Source organism: Longimonas haloalkaliphila (genome assembly GCF_055379825.1).
This window is the reverse complement of sequence record NZ_AP043948.1, coordinates 2,368,297-2,384,200: the sequence shown is the minus strand read 5'-3', so window position 1 is coordinate 2,384,200 and position 15,904 is coordinate 2,368,297. Positions and strand designations below refer to the sequence as shown.

Here is a 15,904-nt window from a genome sequence, read left to right as displayed (position 1 = left end):
GCCCCCGTCTGGGATGGCGACTATGCCCTTTCATCTTGCTCTTTCATCTTGCCCTTTCATGCTGCTCGGCCTCCTGCTCGACCACGCCCCGCCGCCCAAGCTAACCGGCAGGCGTACCTACCGAGCACTCTGCTTGCACCAATCAACGGCTCAACCGACGGCCTGACCAACTGCCTATGTCTGACTCCGACTCTGCGCTCTCTGAGCACCGGGCATCCGGTCCGGTATCATCGCTCAACCCAAACCTGAAGCGCCAGACGCAGCGCACCAAACGGTTTTCAACCCGCGACTACCTGCAGGGCATTCGCAACGGCGACCGCGTGATGCTGGGACGCGCCATCACGCTCATCGAGAGCACCCGCCCGGCCGACCGCGAACAGGCCCATGCCGTGCTCGACGCCTGTACACCCGCCACCGCCAACACCGTGCGGGTGGGCGTAACCGGCATCCCCGGCGTAGGCAAGAGCACCTTCATCGAAGCGCTCGGACTCCACCTCGTTGACCAGGGCCACCGGCTTGCGGTGCTCACCGTAGACCCGAGCAGCGAGCGCAGCCGCGGAAGCATTCTCGGCGATAAGACGCGCATGCCTAATCTTGCTACGCACGACCAGGCGTTCATCCGCCCCTCGCCTACCGGCGGCTCCCTGGGCGGCGTGGCGCGCACCACCCGCGAAACCATCCTCCTCTGCGAGGCCGCCGGCTACACCCACGTCATCGTAGAAACCGTGGGCGTCGGGCAGTCCGAAACCGCCGTGCGGTCGATGGTCGACGTCTTCCTGCTACTCGCTCTGGCCAACACCGGCGACGAGCTCCAGGGCATCAAGCGCGGCATCATGGAGATGGCCGATGTCATCGTCATCAACAAAGCCGACACCAGTCCCGAGGCCGCCCTCAACGAAACCCGCCGCACCCTGCGTCAGGCGCTGCAGCTGCTTCCCGAACGCGCTACAAACTGGACGCCCCCCGTAGCTACCTGCTCCGCACTCCGCCAGCAGGGCATCGACGCCGTGTGGCAGGCCATCACCGAGTACGTTGACCATCTACGCGACGCCGGCGCCTTCGAAAAGCAGCGCGCCCGGCAGACGCGCCACTGGCTCCGCGAAACCATCGACCACGCCCTTCGGCAGGACTTCTACGCCGACCCAAAGGTGCAGTCGGCCCTCGACAACTTGGAGTCGGATGTGGCTTCCGGCGCACAAAGTGCTTATGCGGCTGCACAGATGCTGATTGATGCCTACCGGTCTACGTCATAACATCGGTCTACGTCATACCATCTCCCCAGCCGGTTCTACTTCTTAAGCAGCGACTTATGCTCGGGGTGCTCGTTGATGTAATGCGCCACATACGAGCAGTACGGCACCACCGTAAGGTCGTTTGAGCGCGCGTGCTGCAGCGCACGCTCTACCATGCGCCCAGCGATACCCTGACGTCGATAGCGCGGCGGCACCCCCGTATGCGTAATGCCCATCTTGCCGTCCATCAAGCGGTAGGTCACCACCGCCTCGCGGCCCTCCTCGTCCAGCACCGACACGAACCGTTGCTGATTCGCGTTGTGCTCTATTGACATCGCACCGAGATCGATCGAGTTCGATGTTGAATCAGCCATGGCAGTCTGTATCTATCGTGCGTATCAAAAAAAGGAAGTACAGTGATGCGAATATGCCCTACTCCGTCTGCAAGAGGGAGGTTCAGCCGTGCCGTGTATTTCTGTCGTTTAGCAGATGGCCGCTTTCCTTCGCATAATGCGCCCGTACAATACCACGCCCAGCCATCTTTTCCCGTTGCCTTCTATGCGTCTCTCACTTACGCGCCTGCTCGCTACGCTCGCTGCCATCCTGCCGCTGCTTTTCGTTGCGCTTCCCCACATGCTTCCTGCCCCGCCGTCTCCCGCGCCCGTCCATGGGCTGCCAGCTGACTCGGCCTATGCCTCGCTCGTTCTGGATCGCGACACCTTTGCCCTTGATATAACGGCTTGCGACCTGTCGGGTGAGGTCGACGACACCACCGCTACGCTGCACGCCACCCAGCAGGCCCCCGGCGCAACGCTCGATGTCGAGGTCACCCGCTCCCGCCTGCGTGGTAGCCTCATTCAGCGGATTCGCGTGGCCCTGCGCGATGGCGATACCGAACGCATGGCCCACGTCGCTGAGCATGTTTACGGACTTGGTGGCTGGAATGCCCTGTACGGTGGCCCTGAGGCGCCGCTGCTTTCCATCCACGGCGATACGCTACGCGCTACCGGGCGCTTCGCCCCCGCCGGTCCCGACGCAGCCTATCCCGACACGCTGAGCGGTGAACTATACGCGATATGCCCGTAGCCTCTCTGTATTTCAGAATTTCAGATGGCGGTTCAGGGGGATGCGTAGATCTGCTTTCAGGCGGTACGTTTCTGCCTTGCGTCTGAGGCCCTATACCTCCGAAAGCAAAAACACCTCTTTTTGCAATAACGGATTTAACCGAGCGTGCCTCTCGCGCTGTTTGTGAGAAGCGCCCCGATGAGCAACCGGGCCATCCCGTAGATGCCTGGCGCCTCGCTGGCACGGGGCCCCGCCACGTTGAGCGTCCGAATGTGGCGTGTCGTGATCCAGCTCGCTACAGCGGCACGCCCGTTCGCATTCCCCAGCTGTACCACCCGACAGGGCTTCCGCTGCTGCTCGGCTACCTGCTGCGTGAGAGCGGTGCCCCCCTCCACCGCCCCTCTGTGCACGATGAGCGTGCCGTCGCTGTCGCGCACGTTCCATGCCGTGCGCTGGGCATACTCGTGCGAGGGCGTTTCGGTGAGTGGATAGCGTGCGGGAATCGGGCCGTCCTCGGCGCGGCGCCCCCGCGGGCACCAGCCCCCTACCGGAACGCCCGCCTCCAGCGCAGCATCCAGCGCCGCCCGGTCTACGCCCGTCTGTCCGCCCGACACGATTTTCTTGATCGTCATGGGTTCACCACCTGCAGATAGAGTGTTGGGCACTGAAACAGAGCCAATCGAGTGCGTGATTCGCTCATGCGTTCTTGCATACGCTCCGCATCCGCGCAATAAACACGTTACACGGCGGATGGTGCCTCAGGGGGAACGCACCTGACGGGTATGACGTGACGTTGTACGGAAGACGCTCCACGAGCGCATGTCCTGTCTCGTGAATGGATTGTATATCTTCGTATATCTACCCGTCAAACACCGCATCCGCCTATGAGGTTGTTTGTTGCCCTCAACGTACCGACCGACCACTGGCGCCTGGATCTGCCCGAGAGCATCCCCGATGTCGACGCGCGCTGGGTCGTCTCCGACCAGTGGCACGTTACGCTACAGTTCATCGGCGCGGTAGACCGGAGCGATCTTTCGCGCTACAAGGACGCCCTCGCCTCGATTGAGGCTCCCCCGGCTGTGCTGCACCCGTACGGACTCGACGTGCTCCCGCGTCGGCATGCGCCCCGTGTGCTCACGATCGGCGTAGACCGTACCGACTCGCTGATGACGTGCCACAGCGCCGTTCGGCGTGCGCTCTCGGCCGTTGGCGTACCGACCGAGCACCAGAAGTTTCGTCCGCACGTCACGCTTGCCCGCCTGCGCGACGCCGACGCCGAGGCCGTCCACCGATACCGCACGAAGCACACGCGCCAGGCCGCCGCGCTACCGTCGCACACCGCCCCCGCAGTGCATCTCTACGAAAGCATCCAGACCGAAGACGGAACCACCTACAACGAACAGCTCACCGTCCCGCTCATGCACTCGTGACCGGGAGCCCAGCCCGACGCCCAATCAAACGACCTGGCCGGTCTCGGCGGCCTGTCAGGTCTACGTCGCTATCTATTGTCGCGGGCTATCACGCCAGTTCAAGCAAGATCTCTGGACGCTGCTCGGCGATCTGGAGGAGTTTCATAGCGGCCCCGTTTGGCTCACGCCGCCCCTGCTCCCAGTTCTGCAGTGTCTTTACGCTCACGCCAAGCACATACGCAAAGTCTTTCTGCGACAGCCCCATCCGGTCGCGAATTACACGCGGATCGGGCTCATCTACAAACGAGACGCGCATCTCGGTGTCGTCGCCTTGCATGTGCGCTTTCATTTCATTCACGCTGGCGAGGAGGTTCTCAAATCGGTCCGTATCCATGATGAATCACTCGGTTAGACGGGTCTTGATGCGTTTCAACTGTTCCGGCGACAAACTCGCTTGGTCACTCTTGGCGTACAGATCAAGCAGATAGATCCGCTCATCGGAAACAGCATGGTAGTAAATGATACGAAACCCTCCACTCTTTCCTGTTCCTGGTCTTGCCAGCCGTATTTTCCGAAGCCCCCCGCTGCCTCGGATCAGCGCTCCCTGACTCGGGCGCTCAAGTATCTGGTTCTGAAGTTCTCTGTATTGTGCATCGGAAAGATGCTTCTTGCGCTGTCGCTGGAATACAGAGGACTCGACAAATACCATAGCGTAAAGTGCGGAGACATCAGCAACAAATCATTGAACCCCTACGCCATTGGCGTACCTCCGTTCCACGTTTACTTCACATGTCTACTGCTTTGCCACAGGTCAATGGTTGGGTAGATCACGCGAATGATTGGCATGGAAGGCCACAAAAGATCCCGGATCAGCGGCGCCAGGGGCGCCTTGTCCGGGATGACTAAAATATGGAGTCCATGCGTTACCCTATGAATCATCTGTGACGCAGCACTACCTTTCTCCTACCAGATCCGGTTGCAGCATGGTGGTATTGCTTCTCTACGAGGCACCTGATGTACGTCGTCAGTCGGCCTTCGGCATCGTGTCGGTGTGGACGGACATTATGGATCGAAGGATGAACGTTGGACTCCTCCAACCGTCCACACGTCTATACCTCCGTACACCAACGAAGCGTTCGGAGTTGGTATCACCCCTCCACCACCGCCCGAATCGGCTCGTAGTCATTGTCGCGGGCGATAACGAACAGGCAGTCGCCGCCGGAGCGTTCGGCCCAGACCTGGCCGACGTTCTCTTTTTCGGTGGTGTCAGGGTGCTCTTTACGATCTTTGCCTTTGTACTCGACAACCAGTGTGCGACCGTCGCGAAGTTCACACACAAAGTCCGGATAGAACTTGTCGGTAGAGGTCTGGAGCCAGAATGAATGACGAGGATTCTGCACGGGGTTGCGAACCCAGTGCTTCATCGCGATATGACTATCTAAAAACGAAGCACATTGTGCCTCCTCGCCGTTCATGTCGCCCACCGTGTCGGGGCCATAGTAATGCTTGTGGAACGTGTACGGCCCGTCGTAGAGCGCGCGATAGACGTATTCGTCCTGGTACTGAAAGACAATCTCTGGCGACACCGTCACTTTGGGCGCACTGCCGTTGCCGTAAAGAAGTGTCTGAAAGGATTGCTTGTGGGCGTCGTTGCGGTGCGTGTGGATCCGACTCTCTACAGCGCGTTTCAAGCGGTATTTGTCGCGGATCAGTGCATTGAGTTCGTAGCCCTGCTCTTCGATAAGGTGACGCTGAATGAGCCGCTCAAGGTACGTCGTAGCGTCTTGGGGCGTGATGTCCTGGTGCGGAATCGAGCGGTCGAGCCAGGCCACGAGGTTCGCTACCGTCCAGTCGCTGTTGTCATCAAGGAGCGCCAACTGTCGCTGGATCGGCCCCATCGAGGCGATACGGATTTTTCCTTCGTCGTCGGTGTCGATGGTGCCGCGCTGGCCTTCGGGACGCGTCGGTTCGTAGTTGGGCAGCTTCGGTGTGAAGTCGGAGAGCGACCACGGACGGTCCAGGATATGCGTTTTCTCGAACACGTCGAGCGTGCCGTTATCCTCAATCGCGAGTTGGGGCACGGTGAAGGGCTCTGCCTCCCGCTCCACGGGCGGCACCGGGCGCTGGCCTTGCTCTTCTTGTACAGCGACATACGCTTTATCCACCTGATCCTGCGCCTCGGCATCGCCCTCAAAGCAGGTGTTCAGCATCTGGCGATCGGTTTCGTTGAGCGGCCCCTGATACGTGAGCGTCTGCGCATCTGCATCCACGTCAACCGCGCCCTCGGGCTCGTCCGGGAGGGCGTTCAGGTCGGGCGCTTTGTTGTAGGTGATGGTGACGTTTGCAGTTGGCGCAGCGCGCCCGGCATCCTGCTGGTCGTCGAAAAGCGGCCCGTAGCCGCGGTCGGGGTCCTGCTGCCGACGTAGACTTTTCCGGACGAGCGTGTCGGCTTCCTGACGCTCAAATCCATTCTGCACAAGCACATCGCGCACGCTGGTCAGCGCCTCTGAAAACTCGTCGTTTGCGCCGAACGCGTATGCTTTGTTGAGCGCCTCGTGCTGTTTGCGCGTTACGTTGGGCATCCGGAGCACGCGGCCCACGATCTGTTCGATAGCCTGATTCGACCGCATGGCCGCCACCGAACAAAGCACATAGGCAAACGGGCAGTCCCACCCCTCGCCCAGCTTCTGCACAGTGATGGCGTATCGGATGGGGCATGAGGGATCCGAAAGGTCGACGCCTTCCAGATCGTTGTGGCTCTTGTACTCGATGGCGATCTGCTCATCGGGAATCTGGAAGTCTTCGCGCAGCGCATTGGCCACCACGTCGGGCGTCAGTGGATCGCTACCTCGGGCCGATTCGGCTTTGATGAGCATGATGGGCCGGATGTACTCGCCGGTGGCGTTGCGTTCTTCCTCGGCGACGGACTCCAGGTGATCGCGCTGCTCAATGGCGATGCCCAGCAGTTCCTTCCACGGCTGCTTCACTGTAAGCTCAATGGGCAGCTTGATCATATCCTCGGCCTTGAGTTCGGCTGCCGACACGCTCGTAAGCACGTTGCTGGGGCGTTCGTCCAGGTCGGGCGTGGCGGTGAACTCGATGATGCACGACGGCGCAAAGCGGCGCAACGTCTCAAATGAAAGCGGTGTGCGCGCATTGTGGGCTTCGTCCACAATCACAATCGGATGCCGCAGCCGAAGCACGTTGGCCAGCGAGCGCTTCGGCGTGCCGTCGTCGAACGCCTCCAGATGATGCGTTTGCTCGGGCGCAAGATCGCTAAAGTGATCCATGAGCGCGCCTGCATCCTCATACACTTTGCGCCCTTCAGTTTCCGTGATCCGAAAGGATTGCATCGTCGCCACGATGACGGTGGTGGCCGTGTCGAGGGTGGCGCGGTTGACTTCCAGCGCATCCGATACGCTCATTACGCGCACCGACGGAGCGTGCTGCTCCAGCGCACGGCGGTACGGATGCCCTGGCGTCTGTAAGGCCTCGATGGTCTGCTCCAGAATCGTGCTCGTAGGGACGAGCCAGAGCACCACCGACCGGTCGGCCCCGAGCAGATCGTTGGTGGCGGTGCCCACAGCGTGCGCGGCCACGTACGTTTTGCCACCGCCTGTTGGAATGCGGATGCACACGTACGGCATCCCCTCAAAACCGGGCACCGGCTGGTACGGCACGCGCTTGTTCAGCGTACGCCCGGTGATCTTGTAGTACGCACCGTCAGCGTCATCGAGATCGTTGACGAGGCGAAAGTAGTCGCGCAGATCGGTAAGGGCTTGCTGCTGGTAGTCTTTAAGCTGAAACATGGGCTGGGGGGATGCGGAGGTGGGGCGGCGAGGTGCAGGCTATGCGGCACGGACGTCATACGGGATCTGCCGAAAGATGACGCCGTGTTGGTTGCAGGCGGTTTCGCTGACCCGACAGGCCACGCCGTACACGATTTTGGGGCCGGATGTGCCGTTTGTGGGCAGGTCGTTCAGCACGCTGCGGGTGAGCACGTTGCCGCCTTCGGGACGCGCATCGCCCAGTACGCCGTTGTACAGCAGGTAGATGGCCATGCCGTCGTGCTGGCTTACAAGCGGTGGATTCATGTCAGCATCAGAAGGAAGCGGGGCACCGGTTTCGGCGTAGTGGATATGCCGCGCCAGATCGTCGTACGCTACGTCGCGGCGGACCGTGCCGTTGGCGTCCATCAGAACCGGACCCAGCGTGGCGTAGCGCATCCCGCTGCCGGGGCCCTCTTTGCGGTCGGTGACGTTCGTTTCGCCGGTAAGCGTGAACACGCCGTCATCCATCGAGCAGCGGATTTTATCGAAGTCGTCGTCATGCTTCTGTTTGATGGCTTCGCTTTCTTCGTAGATCTCGGCCCTTTTTTCAGATCGCGTACGCCAATCGAGCGCTCCATGAGCGTGGTCTTTTCGGTGCCTTCGTAGGCGTAGCCCTCGGTGGCTCGCTTGAGGCGCTGCAGGGTGACGTTCTCGGCGACGTCTTCTTCCAGTTCCACCAGAATGAACCGGCGGTCGTAGCCATCGGCGGCGTTTTTCTTGAGGACGGCGTGCCCGGTCGTGCCGGATCCTGCAAAGCTATCCAGCACCAGATCGCCCGGATCGGTCGCAATTTCCAGAATGCGTTCAATGAGACGGGTGGGCTTGGGTGTGGTATCAAATTCGTCGGGGTTATCGATTATAGCATTCAGCTCTTTCTTCGCTGACTGATTATGCCCCGCTGACTCATGCGGCCACCAAGTCCACGCTGTCATTCCGTCCGCTTCTGAAAGGTATTTTTTAAAGCGAGGGCGGTTACTTCCATCTTCTCCAAACCATACGCGCCCTTCTTCTATCAATTTCTTAAACGTTTCTTCAGCATAAGCCCAACAGCGACCTTCAGGTGGAGCATATACTTCTCCACTAGGAGTCTCGATCTCATAGAACTGATTCTCAGTTGCGTGTCCTGTTTGGCCGGTCATGTCTACCGATGCCCATCTCCCCCTGGGGTCGTTATCAGGATTTGTATATGCACTTGCTCTCTCACCACTAAGGCTAAGACGATTTAAGTTCAAACTCTTAGCATCTTTTGCGTAAACCAATAAATAGTCGTGAGCCGGACCAAGATTCAATCTTGAATCTGGAGATGTTCTCTTTTGCCAGACAACACTAGTGTAGTGTCAGCCGTCAATGTGTGGGTAAAGTCGTCGTAGTTTGATGCGTGCATCTTCGGTCCGGAAGTGCCAGTTTGCCATCGTGCCGTTTTCGTTGCGTCGCTTTGACCAAGCCAATGCTTCTTCCTTCATGGCTTTCTTTTCCGGAATGCGGCGCGAGAGGCACTGTCGGGCCATTGCGCTGTTTTCGATCTCCGCCATGTTCAGCCAACTTCCGTGCTCCGGCGTGTAGTGAATTTCGAGTTGCTAGGCTAACGAGCGAGCCTCTTCTGGAGGAAACGCCTCATAGAAGCTCGATAAGCCATGCGTGTTCAAATTGTCCATGACCAAGACAACTCGGTCGACATCAGGGTAGTGCTGTTCGAGGAGGCGTTTCATGCAGTGGGCCCAGTCTATTTTGGTCCGCCGTTCTCGAATCATCACCGTGCGCCACCCTGCCAGCGGTTCAAAGAACATAAACAGGTTCACCACTCCATTTCGCTCGTAGTGGTAGTCGTGGCGCTTCGGCTTGCCGGATTCCATCGGGAGCGGCTTCCGGACCTCTTTGATCAACTGGCGCGGCATCTCGTCCATGCAGACCACCGGCCTTTCCGGGTCGTAGGGGCGCTTGTAGACGGAAAGCACGTCTTCCATCTTCGCCACGAAGTTTGCGTTTTGCTCCGGTGGGATCACCCATTGCTGGTTCTGGTGAGGCTTGAGCTGGTTTTTTTTAGCGTTTGTCGGACCGTTTCGTGGGACAGGTCTTCCACGACGTTCAGTTCAACCATCCGGTCCGCCAGAAGGCGCAGGCTCCACTGGCTGCGGCCGTCGGGAGCTTCAGAACAGGCCAGACGGATCAGCTCTGCTTCCTGCTCCCCGTCGAGCTTGCGGTCGTATTCGCGGTCTGGGGACTTTCGCTCAACGCAGCCGGTAAGGCCGCGCTCGCTGAAGCGTTGCCGGATCCCCGCAACCGTGCTGGAGGCCAATTCCAGCGCTTCGGCCGTGCGACCGTCTGTCCAAGCCGGCCCGTCTGGACCTTCGTCCACCTTCAGTAGAACACGAACGCGCGCCTGCTCAGCTGCTGGACGCTCCCCGCGCCCGAGGCGTTCGAGGAGATGGGACCGCTGCTCTTCAGTGAGTTCGACTCGGTATTTCTTGGTGGGCATGGCATTGGGCGACAAGCGTTCAAAGAGCGACTCTCAACAATATACTAAACAGAGATCACAGATTCACGCCTGACAGTACACTAGCTTTGAAATTTCTGCTGCCAAAGATCTCATCCAGCAGAGCGCGGGCGTGGTGCACCTCATTGTCGTCGATGCTCATCCAAAACGAGCCGTCGGTGGCCAGCAGTTCATGCAGGAGCATGACGCGTGGATACATCATGCAGAGCCACTTGTCATGGCGCGAGAGGTCTTCGGCCTCCTTGCCCACGGTTTCGCCAAGCCAGCGGCGCATCTGCGGGCTGTTTACGTTGTCGTTGTAGGCCCAGCCCTCGTTGCCCGTGTTGTACGGCGGATCGATGTAGACGCACTTCACCTGTCCGGCATAGTACGGCAGGAGCGCCTTCAGCGCAATCAGGTTATCGCCCTGCACGAGCAGGTTATCGGCATCGGGGTCGCCCACCGCGCGGGCGGGGTCCTCGCGCAGCAGCCGAAACGGCACCTCCTGATGATGACTGCGAACGGCGTCTTTGCCAATCCAATTGAGCGCGGGCATAGCGGGTGGATGTGCGGGGTATTTGTATGTGTGGAGATACGTAACATAGCGAGTGCCTGTGCCTGTATCAACCCCGTTGGGGAGCCCATGCATGATTTTCGAAACGAAAGACCTGACAGGTTTCCAAAACCTGTCAGGTCTAATCTGCGAATTCGGCCTTGCTTGGATCTGAACGCTGCCGGGCGGGGTAATTGTCGTGGCAACACATCACATTACCCAGGATCGCTCTTTCGTCATGTCCACGCAGGTGCCACTACAGCCCGGGCGGTTCTACCATGTCTACAACCGGGGCATTAACGGAGCCAACATCTTTCGAGAAGCGCGCAACTACCGCTACTTTCTGGAGCGGTACGCCCACCATGTTATGCCTGTCGCCAAAACGTACGCCTACTGCCTGATGCCCACCCATTTTCATCTGTTGTTTGCTATGCGATCGGCGAGTCTGCAGGGGGCCCACGCGTCCGAGCCCCTTCCCTCTTATCGCTACTCGCGGGCCTTTGCCAACCTCTTCAATGGATACGCCAAGGCCATCAACAAGGCCTACGGGCGCACCGGCAGCCGCTTCGAACGGGCGTTTCACCGCATCGCCGTTGACAGCGACCGCTATTTCCAGCAGCTTGTCTGCTACATCCATCAAAACCCAGCGCGCCACGGCTTCGTGGCCGACTTTCGCACATGGCCGCACTCCTCGTATGCTGCCCTTCAAAGCGATGCCCCCACGCACCTTGAGCGCGAATTCGTGCTGGAGCACTTCGGTGGACGCAACGCCGTTCGCCAGGTGCATCGTGTAAATCCCGACATGCCCGATGCGCTTACCGACCTTTCGTTCGAGGCGAAGGTGGATAAAGACAGTTTATAACCAAAAAAACCTGACAGGTCTCCGAGACCTGTCAGGTTTAATCCTCGCGGAGCTGGGATAGGGCTCCGTAGATCAGCCTGTAGCTGCGTAACGACGAGCCCATCCTCATTTCTTTGACATCCACGTCCAACAGCTTTGGTTGTCCTCGTCGACAACGACATCGTCCTCAAGTTGGCTGCCTGGGACCTGTGGAGTTGGTATCAGGTCTTGCTAACAAAGAGGAACCATACCAGTGTAAGCACCGTGGTGGCGCACCCGGCACGCACTTCCTTGTCAAGTGGCTGACACAATTATGTCGCGCACTCCGCTCCCTTCAGCCGCAGAACAGGCTACGGCTCCCGATGCCTCCCCGATGGAGACGATCGCGCTCATTCGTGAGGGCGTGCCGACGGCGATTCTCACGCACATCAAGAAGGCGCTTGACCTTACGGATGCCGAGCTTGCGCGCGTGGTGCGGATTCCAAAGCGCACGCTGACGCGCCGCAAGAAGGACGGGGGGCGGCGCCCCGATGAGTCGGAGCGGGCGTTGCGGCTGCTTCGGTTGGTGCGTCATGCCGAGGCGGTGTTTGGCACGACTGAAGATGCCCGCACGTGGATGCACATACCTAATATGGCCCTGGGCGATGAACCGCCGCTTCAGTTTGCGGATACCGAGCCCGGTGCCCGTCGCGTGGATCAGCTGCTGGGCCAGATCGAGCATGGCGTGGCGCTGTAGCCCATTGCTTGCTCTCTTGCGTCTCTCTATTTACTCCGTGCATTCGTTCCACACCCGACCCGGATGTTACTGCTCATTTAGAGCAGATCTCTCCTCTCAGATCCACCCCTCAGTCGCTACGCGACAGCTCTCCTCTCCAGGGGAGCGATTGGGGACGGGGCGCCTCCGCTCGTCTCCCCCTTCCCTGAAGAGAGATTCAGGGGGATGAGTTTGAGTTGCGGTGCCAATGTCGCCAGCCTTCACATCCATCCCTCAGTCGCTGCGCGACAGCGCTCCTCTCCAGGGGAGCGATTGGGCGCAGCGTGCTTTCGTCTTTTCCGCTGTCCTCCTGTATCGTTAGCGGGTGGGCGCGTGGGTGCATGTGCTCGGCCGGCAGATGCGCGGGCTGTACGCGGCGGACGGTCTGGCAGGCGATGGGAGCGGGCGCCTGGGCGATGTCTGCTGGGGCAGGGCGTGGGCAGTTCGGGTAGCGAGCTGCTGCCGCACCGGAACGCCAGCGGTCCGCTTCCCTCCTGCCCTGTATCGCGTACCGGTGTTGTACGCTGATAGTCACGGCATAGCTGCGGAACCGGATTGCGACGAAAGAAACTTGACAGTACAAGACCAATTTCGTAGAATCTTATGTGCGAATCTTCACGATATCGCATAATGAAAGCGGTTCCAGCAAAGAGGTGCACCGGATTCCACTCCATCTCAACCAATGCAAGAGGCAGGCTATGGCCAATACGTACGAGGACGTCTACCGGCAGTCAATCGACGACCCTGAGGGATTCTGGAGCGAGGTCGCAGAGGATGTGCACTGGTACAAAAAGTGGGATCAGGTGCTCGACACCTCCGATGCGCCGTTCTACCGCTGGTTTGTGGGCGGTGAGCTGAACACGTGCTACAACGCACTGGACCTGCACGTAGACCAGGGGCGTGGCGACAAGGTGGCGCTGATCTACGACAGCCCCGTCACCGACACCATCAAAAAGTACACGTATGCGGAGCTGCGCGATGAGGTCGCCCGGTTTGCGGGCGTGCTTGCCGAGCAAGGCGTGGTTAAGGGCGACCGGGTGGTCATCTACATGCCGATGATTCCCGAGGCGGCCATTGCTATGCTGGCCTGTGCACGTATCGGAGCCGTTCACTCGGTGGTGTTTGGCGGATTCGCGGCCAAGGAGCTGGCCACGCGCATCGACGACGCCGATCCGAAGGCCGTTGTGTCTGCGTCATGCGGAATTGAGGGCTCGCGCATCATCAAGTACAAGCCACTCCTCGACAAGGCCATTGAGCTGTCTGAGGCCGATCCGGAGACGTGCGTCATCTTTCAGCGTCCGCAGGAAACGGCCTCGCTCGTTGAGGGACGCGACAGGGAATGGCGTGCACTGATGGCGGAGGCCGCCCCCGTAGACTGCGTCCCGGTAGCGGCAACCGACCCGCTCTACATTCTCTACACCTCGGGCACAACCGGAAAGCCGAAGGGCGTGGTTCGCGACAACGGCGGGCATGCGGTGGCGCTGAAGTGGACCATGAAGGCGATCTACGACATCGACGAGGACGACGTATGGTGGGCCGCCTCGGACGTGGGCTGGGTGGTCGGCCACTCGTATATCGTGTATGCGCCGCTGTTCAAGGGATGCACGACCGTCCTGTTTGAAGGGAAGCCCGTGGGCACTCCCGATGCGGGCGTGTTCTGGCGCGTAATCGCTGAGCACGACGTAAAGTGCATGTTCACCGCCCCCACCGCCTATCGCGCCATCAAACGGGAGGATCCGGAGGCGAAGCTGATCAGCGACTACGACATCTCTAATTTCGAGATTCTCTTTCTGGCGGGCGAGCGCTCCGATCCGGATACCATTCAGTGGTCTGAGAGAAATCTGGACGTGCCCGTTATCGACCACTGGTGGCAGACCGAAACCGGCTGGGCTATTGCTGCCAACTGTATGGGACTGCACCGCTTCCCGGTCAAGTACGGGTCGACGACCAAGGCCGCGCCGGGGTGGGATGTGCAGGTCGTGGGTCCCGACGGCACGCCGCGGGGTCCTGGTGAAATTGGCGACCTCGTGGCCAAGCTTCCACTTCCTCCCGGCACGCTGAGCACGCTGTACAACGCCGACGCACGCTACAAGGAGGCGTACCTGCAGGAGTTTCCGGGCTACTACAAAACGGCCGACGCCGGCTACATCGATACGGATGACTACATCTATGTTATGGCGCGGACGGACGACATCATCAACGTGGCCGGACATCGCCTGTCTACGGGCGCGATGGAAGAGGTGCTGGCCGACCATCCGGACGTAGCTGAGTGTGCGGTGCTGGGTGTTGTGGATAAGCTGAAGGGCGAGGTGCCGGTGGGCTTTCTTGTGCTCAACTCGGGGGTCGACCGCGCCCCGCAGGAGGTAGTCGACGAGGTGATTCAGATGGTCCGCGACCGTATTGGTCCGATTGCCTCGTTTAAGAAGGCGACCGTCGTTAAACGGCTACCGAAGACGCGGTCGGGCAAGACGCTGCGCGGCACCATTCGGAAGATCGCGAACAACCAGCCGTTCAACGTTCCAGCAACCATCGACGACCCGCGCATCCTGGACGAGATGGCCAGCGCGCTCGAAGAGATCGGCCTGGCCGAAGGCCGCGACAAGGAGGCTTCCTGATTTAGGAGCGCCGTTCGCGGAATCATCTGCTGCGAGACCACCGGACGCGGGTGAGGACGAAGTGCCTTCAACGAAGCCGTCGTGCTGAGCGCAGGCTGTACGCGGCGGGATGTTCGGTAGGCGATGGGAGCGGACACCTGGGCGATCTCTGCGATGGCAAGGCGCGGGCCGCGCGGATAGCGAGATGTCTCTTCACCGAAGCCCCTCAGAACCTGTTTGGGTTTTGGTTTGCGGGCGAGAGCGAGGGCCGCTGCGGCGAAAATTGGACCACGATAGAGGTTCGTAGCCGGGGTTACGGGCCGATATCGGGGACAATTTGCACCAGGGGCATGACCTTCGGCCCCAGTCCAGCGGAGCCGCTCGCAGCCCAAATTAAGAAATCAAAACAGGTTCTCAGCGGTCCGCTTCCCTCCTGCCCTGTGCCATCGTGCTGTATCGTCTGTGTCTCAGCGCAGCACGACCGAGAGGGGCAGTCCGCCGGTGCCGTCGAGGCGGGCGCAGTGGGCCAGAAAGAGCTCGGCGGTGGCCACGGCGTCGGTGAGAGCGTCGTGGGCCGGGTACGGCGGCAGGTGGAAGCGGCGGCGCTGCGCTTCGAGTCCGAGGTCGGTGTCGGAGGCCGACCGTGTACCCCGCTCGATGAGGCGACGTCCGAGCGGGACGGTGTCGATAACCGGGACGAGCAAGGGCGCGCCGAAGAGCGATCGGCAGGCGACGTTCAGAAAGCCGGTTTCGACCGGGGCATGGTGCGCAAGAAGAACGCCTCCTGACATGTCTTGCAATAACAGACCTATCGCGTCGCGAAGCGGAACGGCCTCTCGGAGCGAGGCATCGACGATGCCATGCACGGTGGCGCTGTGGTCGACCGAACCGTCGATCTGCACGAAGACACGCTCGGCCCGGGCCAGCCGTACGCGTCCGTTCTCGATCGGCACCCACCCGATCGACACGATCTGGTCGGTGCGCGGATCGAGTCCGGTCAGCTCCAGATCGACGGCGATGATGCGCGTCTTGTGGACGGGCGTACTTCGGCCCGGGTGGGATGCAGCAAGCACGGTGCAGAGCGGCTCCTCCACAGCGCCACGCCGCCACCACCATCGCTGCATGTCAAGCCAGAGCGAAGAAAGCATAGAAG

At 60.4% G+C, this 15,904-nt stretch carries 13 protein-coding genes and 3 pseudogenes; 6 read left to right on the top strand and 10 right to left on the bottom strand.

Features of this window, described 5'->3' with window-relative positions:
- Positions 1 to 176 precede the first annotated feature (176 nt).
- Complete coding sequence (gene meaB, locus ACZ48V_RS09325; protein WP_464538481.1) at positions 177 to 1,253, top strand: methylmalonyl Co-A mutase-associated GTPase MeaB; 1,077 nt, start codon at positions 177 to 179, stop codon at positions 1,251 to 1,253.
- A 35-nt stretch (positions 1,254 to 1,288) separates the two neighbouring features.
- On the opposite strand, the gene ACZ48V_RS09320 is transcribed toward meaB, so the two are convergent.
- Entirely contained in the window at positions 1,289 to 1,606 is a 318-nt protein-coding gene (locus ACZ48V_RS09320) for a GNAT family N-acetyltransferase (protein ID WP_464538480.1), read from the bottom strand.
- Between the two features lie 184 nt (positions 1,607 to 1,790).
- Here ACZ48V_RS09320 and ACZ48V_RS09315 point away from each other — a divergent pair, with 184 nt between their 5' ends.
- Positions 1,791 to 2,318 (top strand): hypothetical protein, encoded by a 528-nt coding sequence (locus tag ACZ48V_RS09315; protein ID WP_464538479.1) that lies wholly within the window; start codon positions 1,791 to 1,793, stop codon positions 2,316 to 2,318.
- A 134-nt stretch (positions 2,319 to 2,452) separates the two neighbouring features.
- On the opposite strand, the gene ACZ48V_RS09310 is transcribed toward ACZ48V_RS09315, so the two are convergent.
- Positions 2,453 to 2,929, bottom strand: a complete 477-nt coding sequence (locus ACZ48V_RS09310; protein WP_464538478.1) for a putative molybdenum carrier protein — start codon at positions 2,927 to 2,929, stop codon at positions 2,453 to 2,455.
- A 252-nt stretch (positions 2,930 to 3,181) separates the two neighbouring features.
- Between ACZ48V_RS09310 and thpR the strand changes: the two genes are divergently transcribed.
- Complete coding sequence (gene thpR / locus ACZ48V_RS09305) at positions 3,182 to 3,727, top strand: RNA 2',3'-cyclic phosphodiesterase (protein WP_464538477.1); 546 nt, start codon at positions 3,182 to 3,184, stop codon at positions 3,725 to 3,727.
- Between the two features lie 88 nt (positions 3,728 to 3,815).
- Here the strand turns inward: thpR and ACZ48V_RS09300 are convergent, their stop codons facing one another.
- The 7 genes and pseudogenes from ACZ48V_RS09300 to ACZ48V_RS09270 all read right to left on the bottom strand — a co-directional run.
- Entirely contained in the window at positions 3,816 to 4,100 is a 285-nt protein-coding gene (locus ACZ48V_RS09300; RefSeq protein WP_464538476.1) for a helix-turn-helix domain-containing protein, read from the bottom strand.
- A 6-nt stretch (positions 4,101 to 4,106) separates the two neighbouring features.
- Positions 4,107 to 4,415 carry a type II toxin-antitoxin system RelE/ParE family toxin gene (locus ACZ48V_RS09295; RefSeq protein ID WP_464538475.1) on the bottom strand — a complete coding sequence of 103 codons (309 nt, stop codon included), beginning with the start codon at positions 4,413 to 4,415 and terminating at the stop codon, positions 4,107 to 4,109.
- A gap of 439 nt (positions 4,416 to 4,854) precedes the next feature.
- Entirely contained in the window at positions 4,855 to 7,515 is a 2,661-nt protein-coding gene (locus tag ACZ48V_RS09290) for a DEAD/DEAH box helicase (RefSeq protein ID WP_464538474.1), read from the bottom strand.
- Between the two features lie 39 nt (positions 7,516 to 7,554).
- Complete coding sequence (locus ACZ48V_RS09285; protein ID WP_464538473.1) at positions 7,555 to 7,932, bottom strand: hypothetical protein; 378 nt, start codon at positions 7,930 to 7,932, stop codon at positions 7,555 to 7,557.
- Positions 7,902 to 8,849, bottom strand: a pseudogene (locus ACZ48V_RS09280) (site-specific DNA-methyltransferase); the annotation flags it as partial. The pseudogene ACZ48V_RS09280 and the gene ACZ48V_RS09285, both read right to left, overlap by 31 nt.
- Positions 8,850 to 8,873: 24 nt before the next feature.
- Positions 8,874 to 10,012 (bottom strand): annotated as a pseudogene (locus ACZ48V_RS09275) (IS630 family transposase).
- Between the two features lie 73 nt (positions 10,013 to 10,085).
- Positions 10,086 to 10,565 (bottom strand): annotated as a pseudogene (locus tag ACZ48V_RS09270) (site-specific DNA-methyltransferase); the annotation flags it as partial.
- Between the two features lie 235 nt (positions 10,566 to 10,800).
- On the opposite strand from ACZ48V_RS09270, the gene ACZ48V_RS09265 reads away from it, so the two are divergent.
- From ACZ48V_RS09265 to ACZ48V_RS09255, 3 genes are all read left to right on the top strand, one after another.
- A complete protein-coding gene (locus tag ACZ48V_RS09265; RefSeq protein ID WP_464538472.1) occupies positions 10,801 to 11,424 on the top strand; it encodes a transposase in 624 nt (207 codons plus the stop codon).
- Positions 11,425 to 11,716: 292 nt separating this feature from the next.
- Positions 11,717 to 12,139, top strand: coding sequence for a type II RES/Xre toxin-antitoxin system antitoxin (parS, locus tag ACZ48V_RS09260; protein ID WP_464538471.1), 423 nt, complete (start codon positions 11,717 to 11,719; stop codon positions 12,137 to 12,139).
- Positions 12,140 to 12,855: 716 nt separating this feature from the next.
- Entirely contained in the window at positions 12,856 to 14,772 is a 1,917-nt protein-coding gene (locus ACZ48V_RS09255) for a propionyl-CoA synthetase (RefSeq protein ID WP_464538470.1), read from the top strand.
- A gap of 446 nt (positions 14,773 to 15,218) precedes the next feature.
- Here the strand turns inward: ACZ48V_RS09255 and ACZ48V_RS09250 are convergent, their stop codons facing one another.
- Positions 15,219 to 15,899, bottom strand: a complete 681-nt coding sequence (locus ACZ48V_RS09250) for an exonuclease domain-containing protein (protein ID WP_464538469.1) — start codon at positions 15,897 to 15,899, stop codon at positions 15,219 to 15,221.
- Between the last annotated feature and the right edge of the window lie 5 nt (positions 15,900 to 15,904).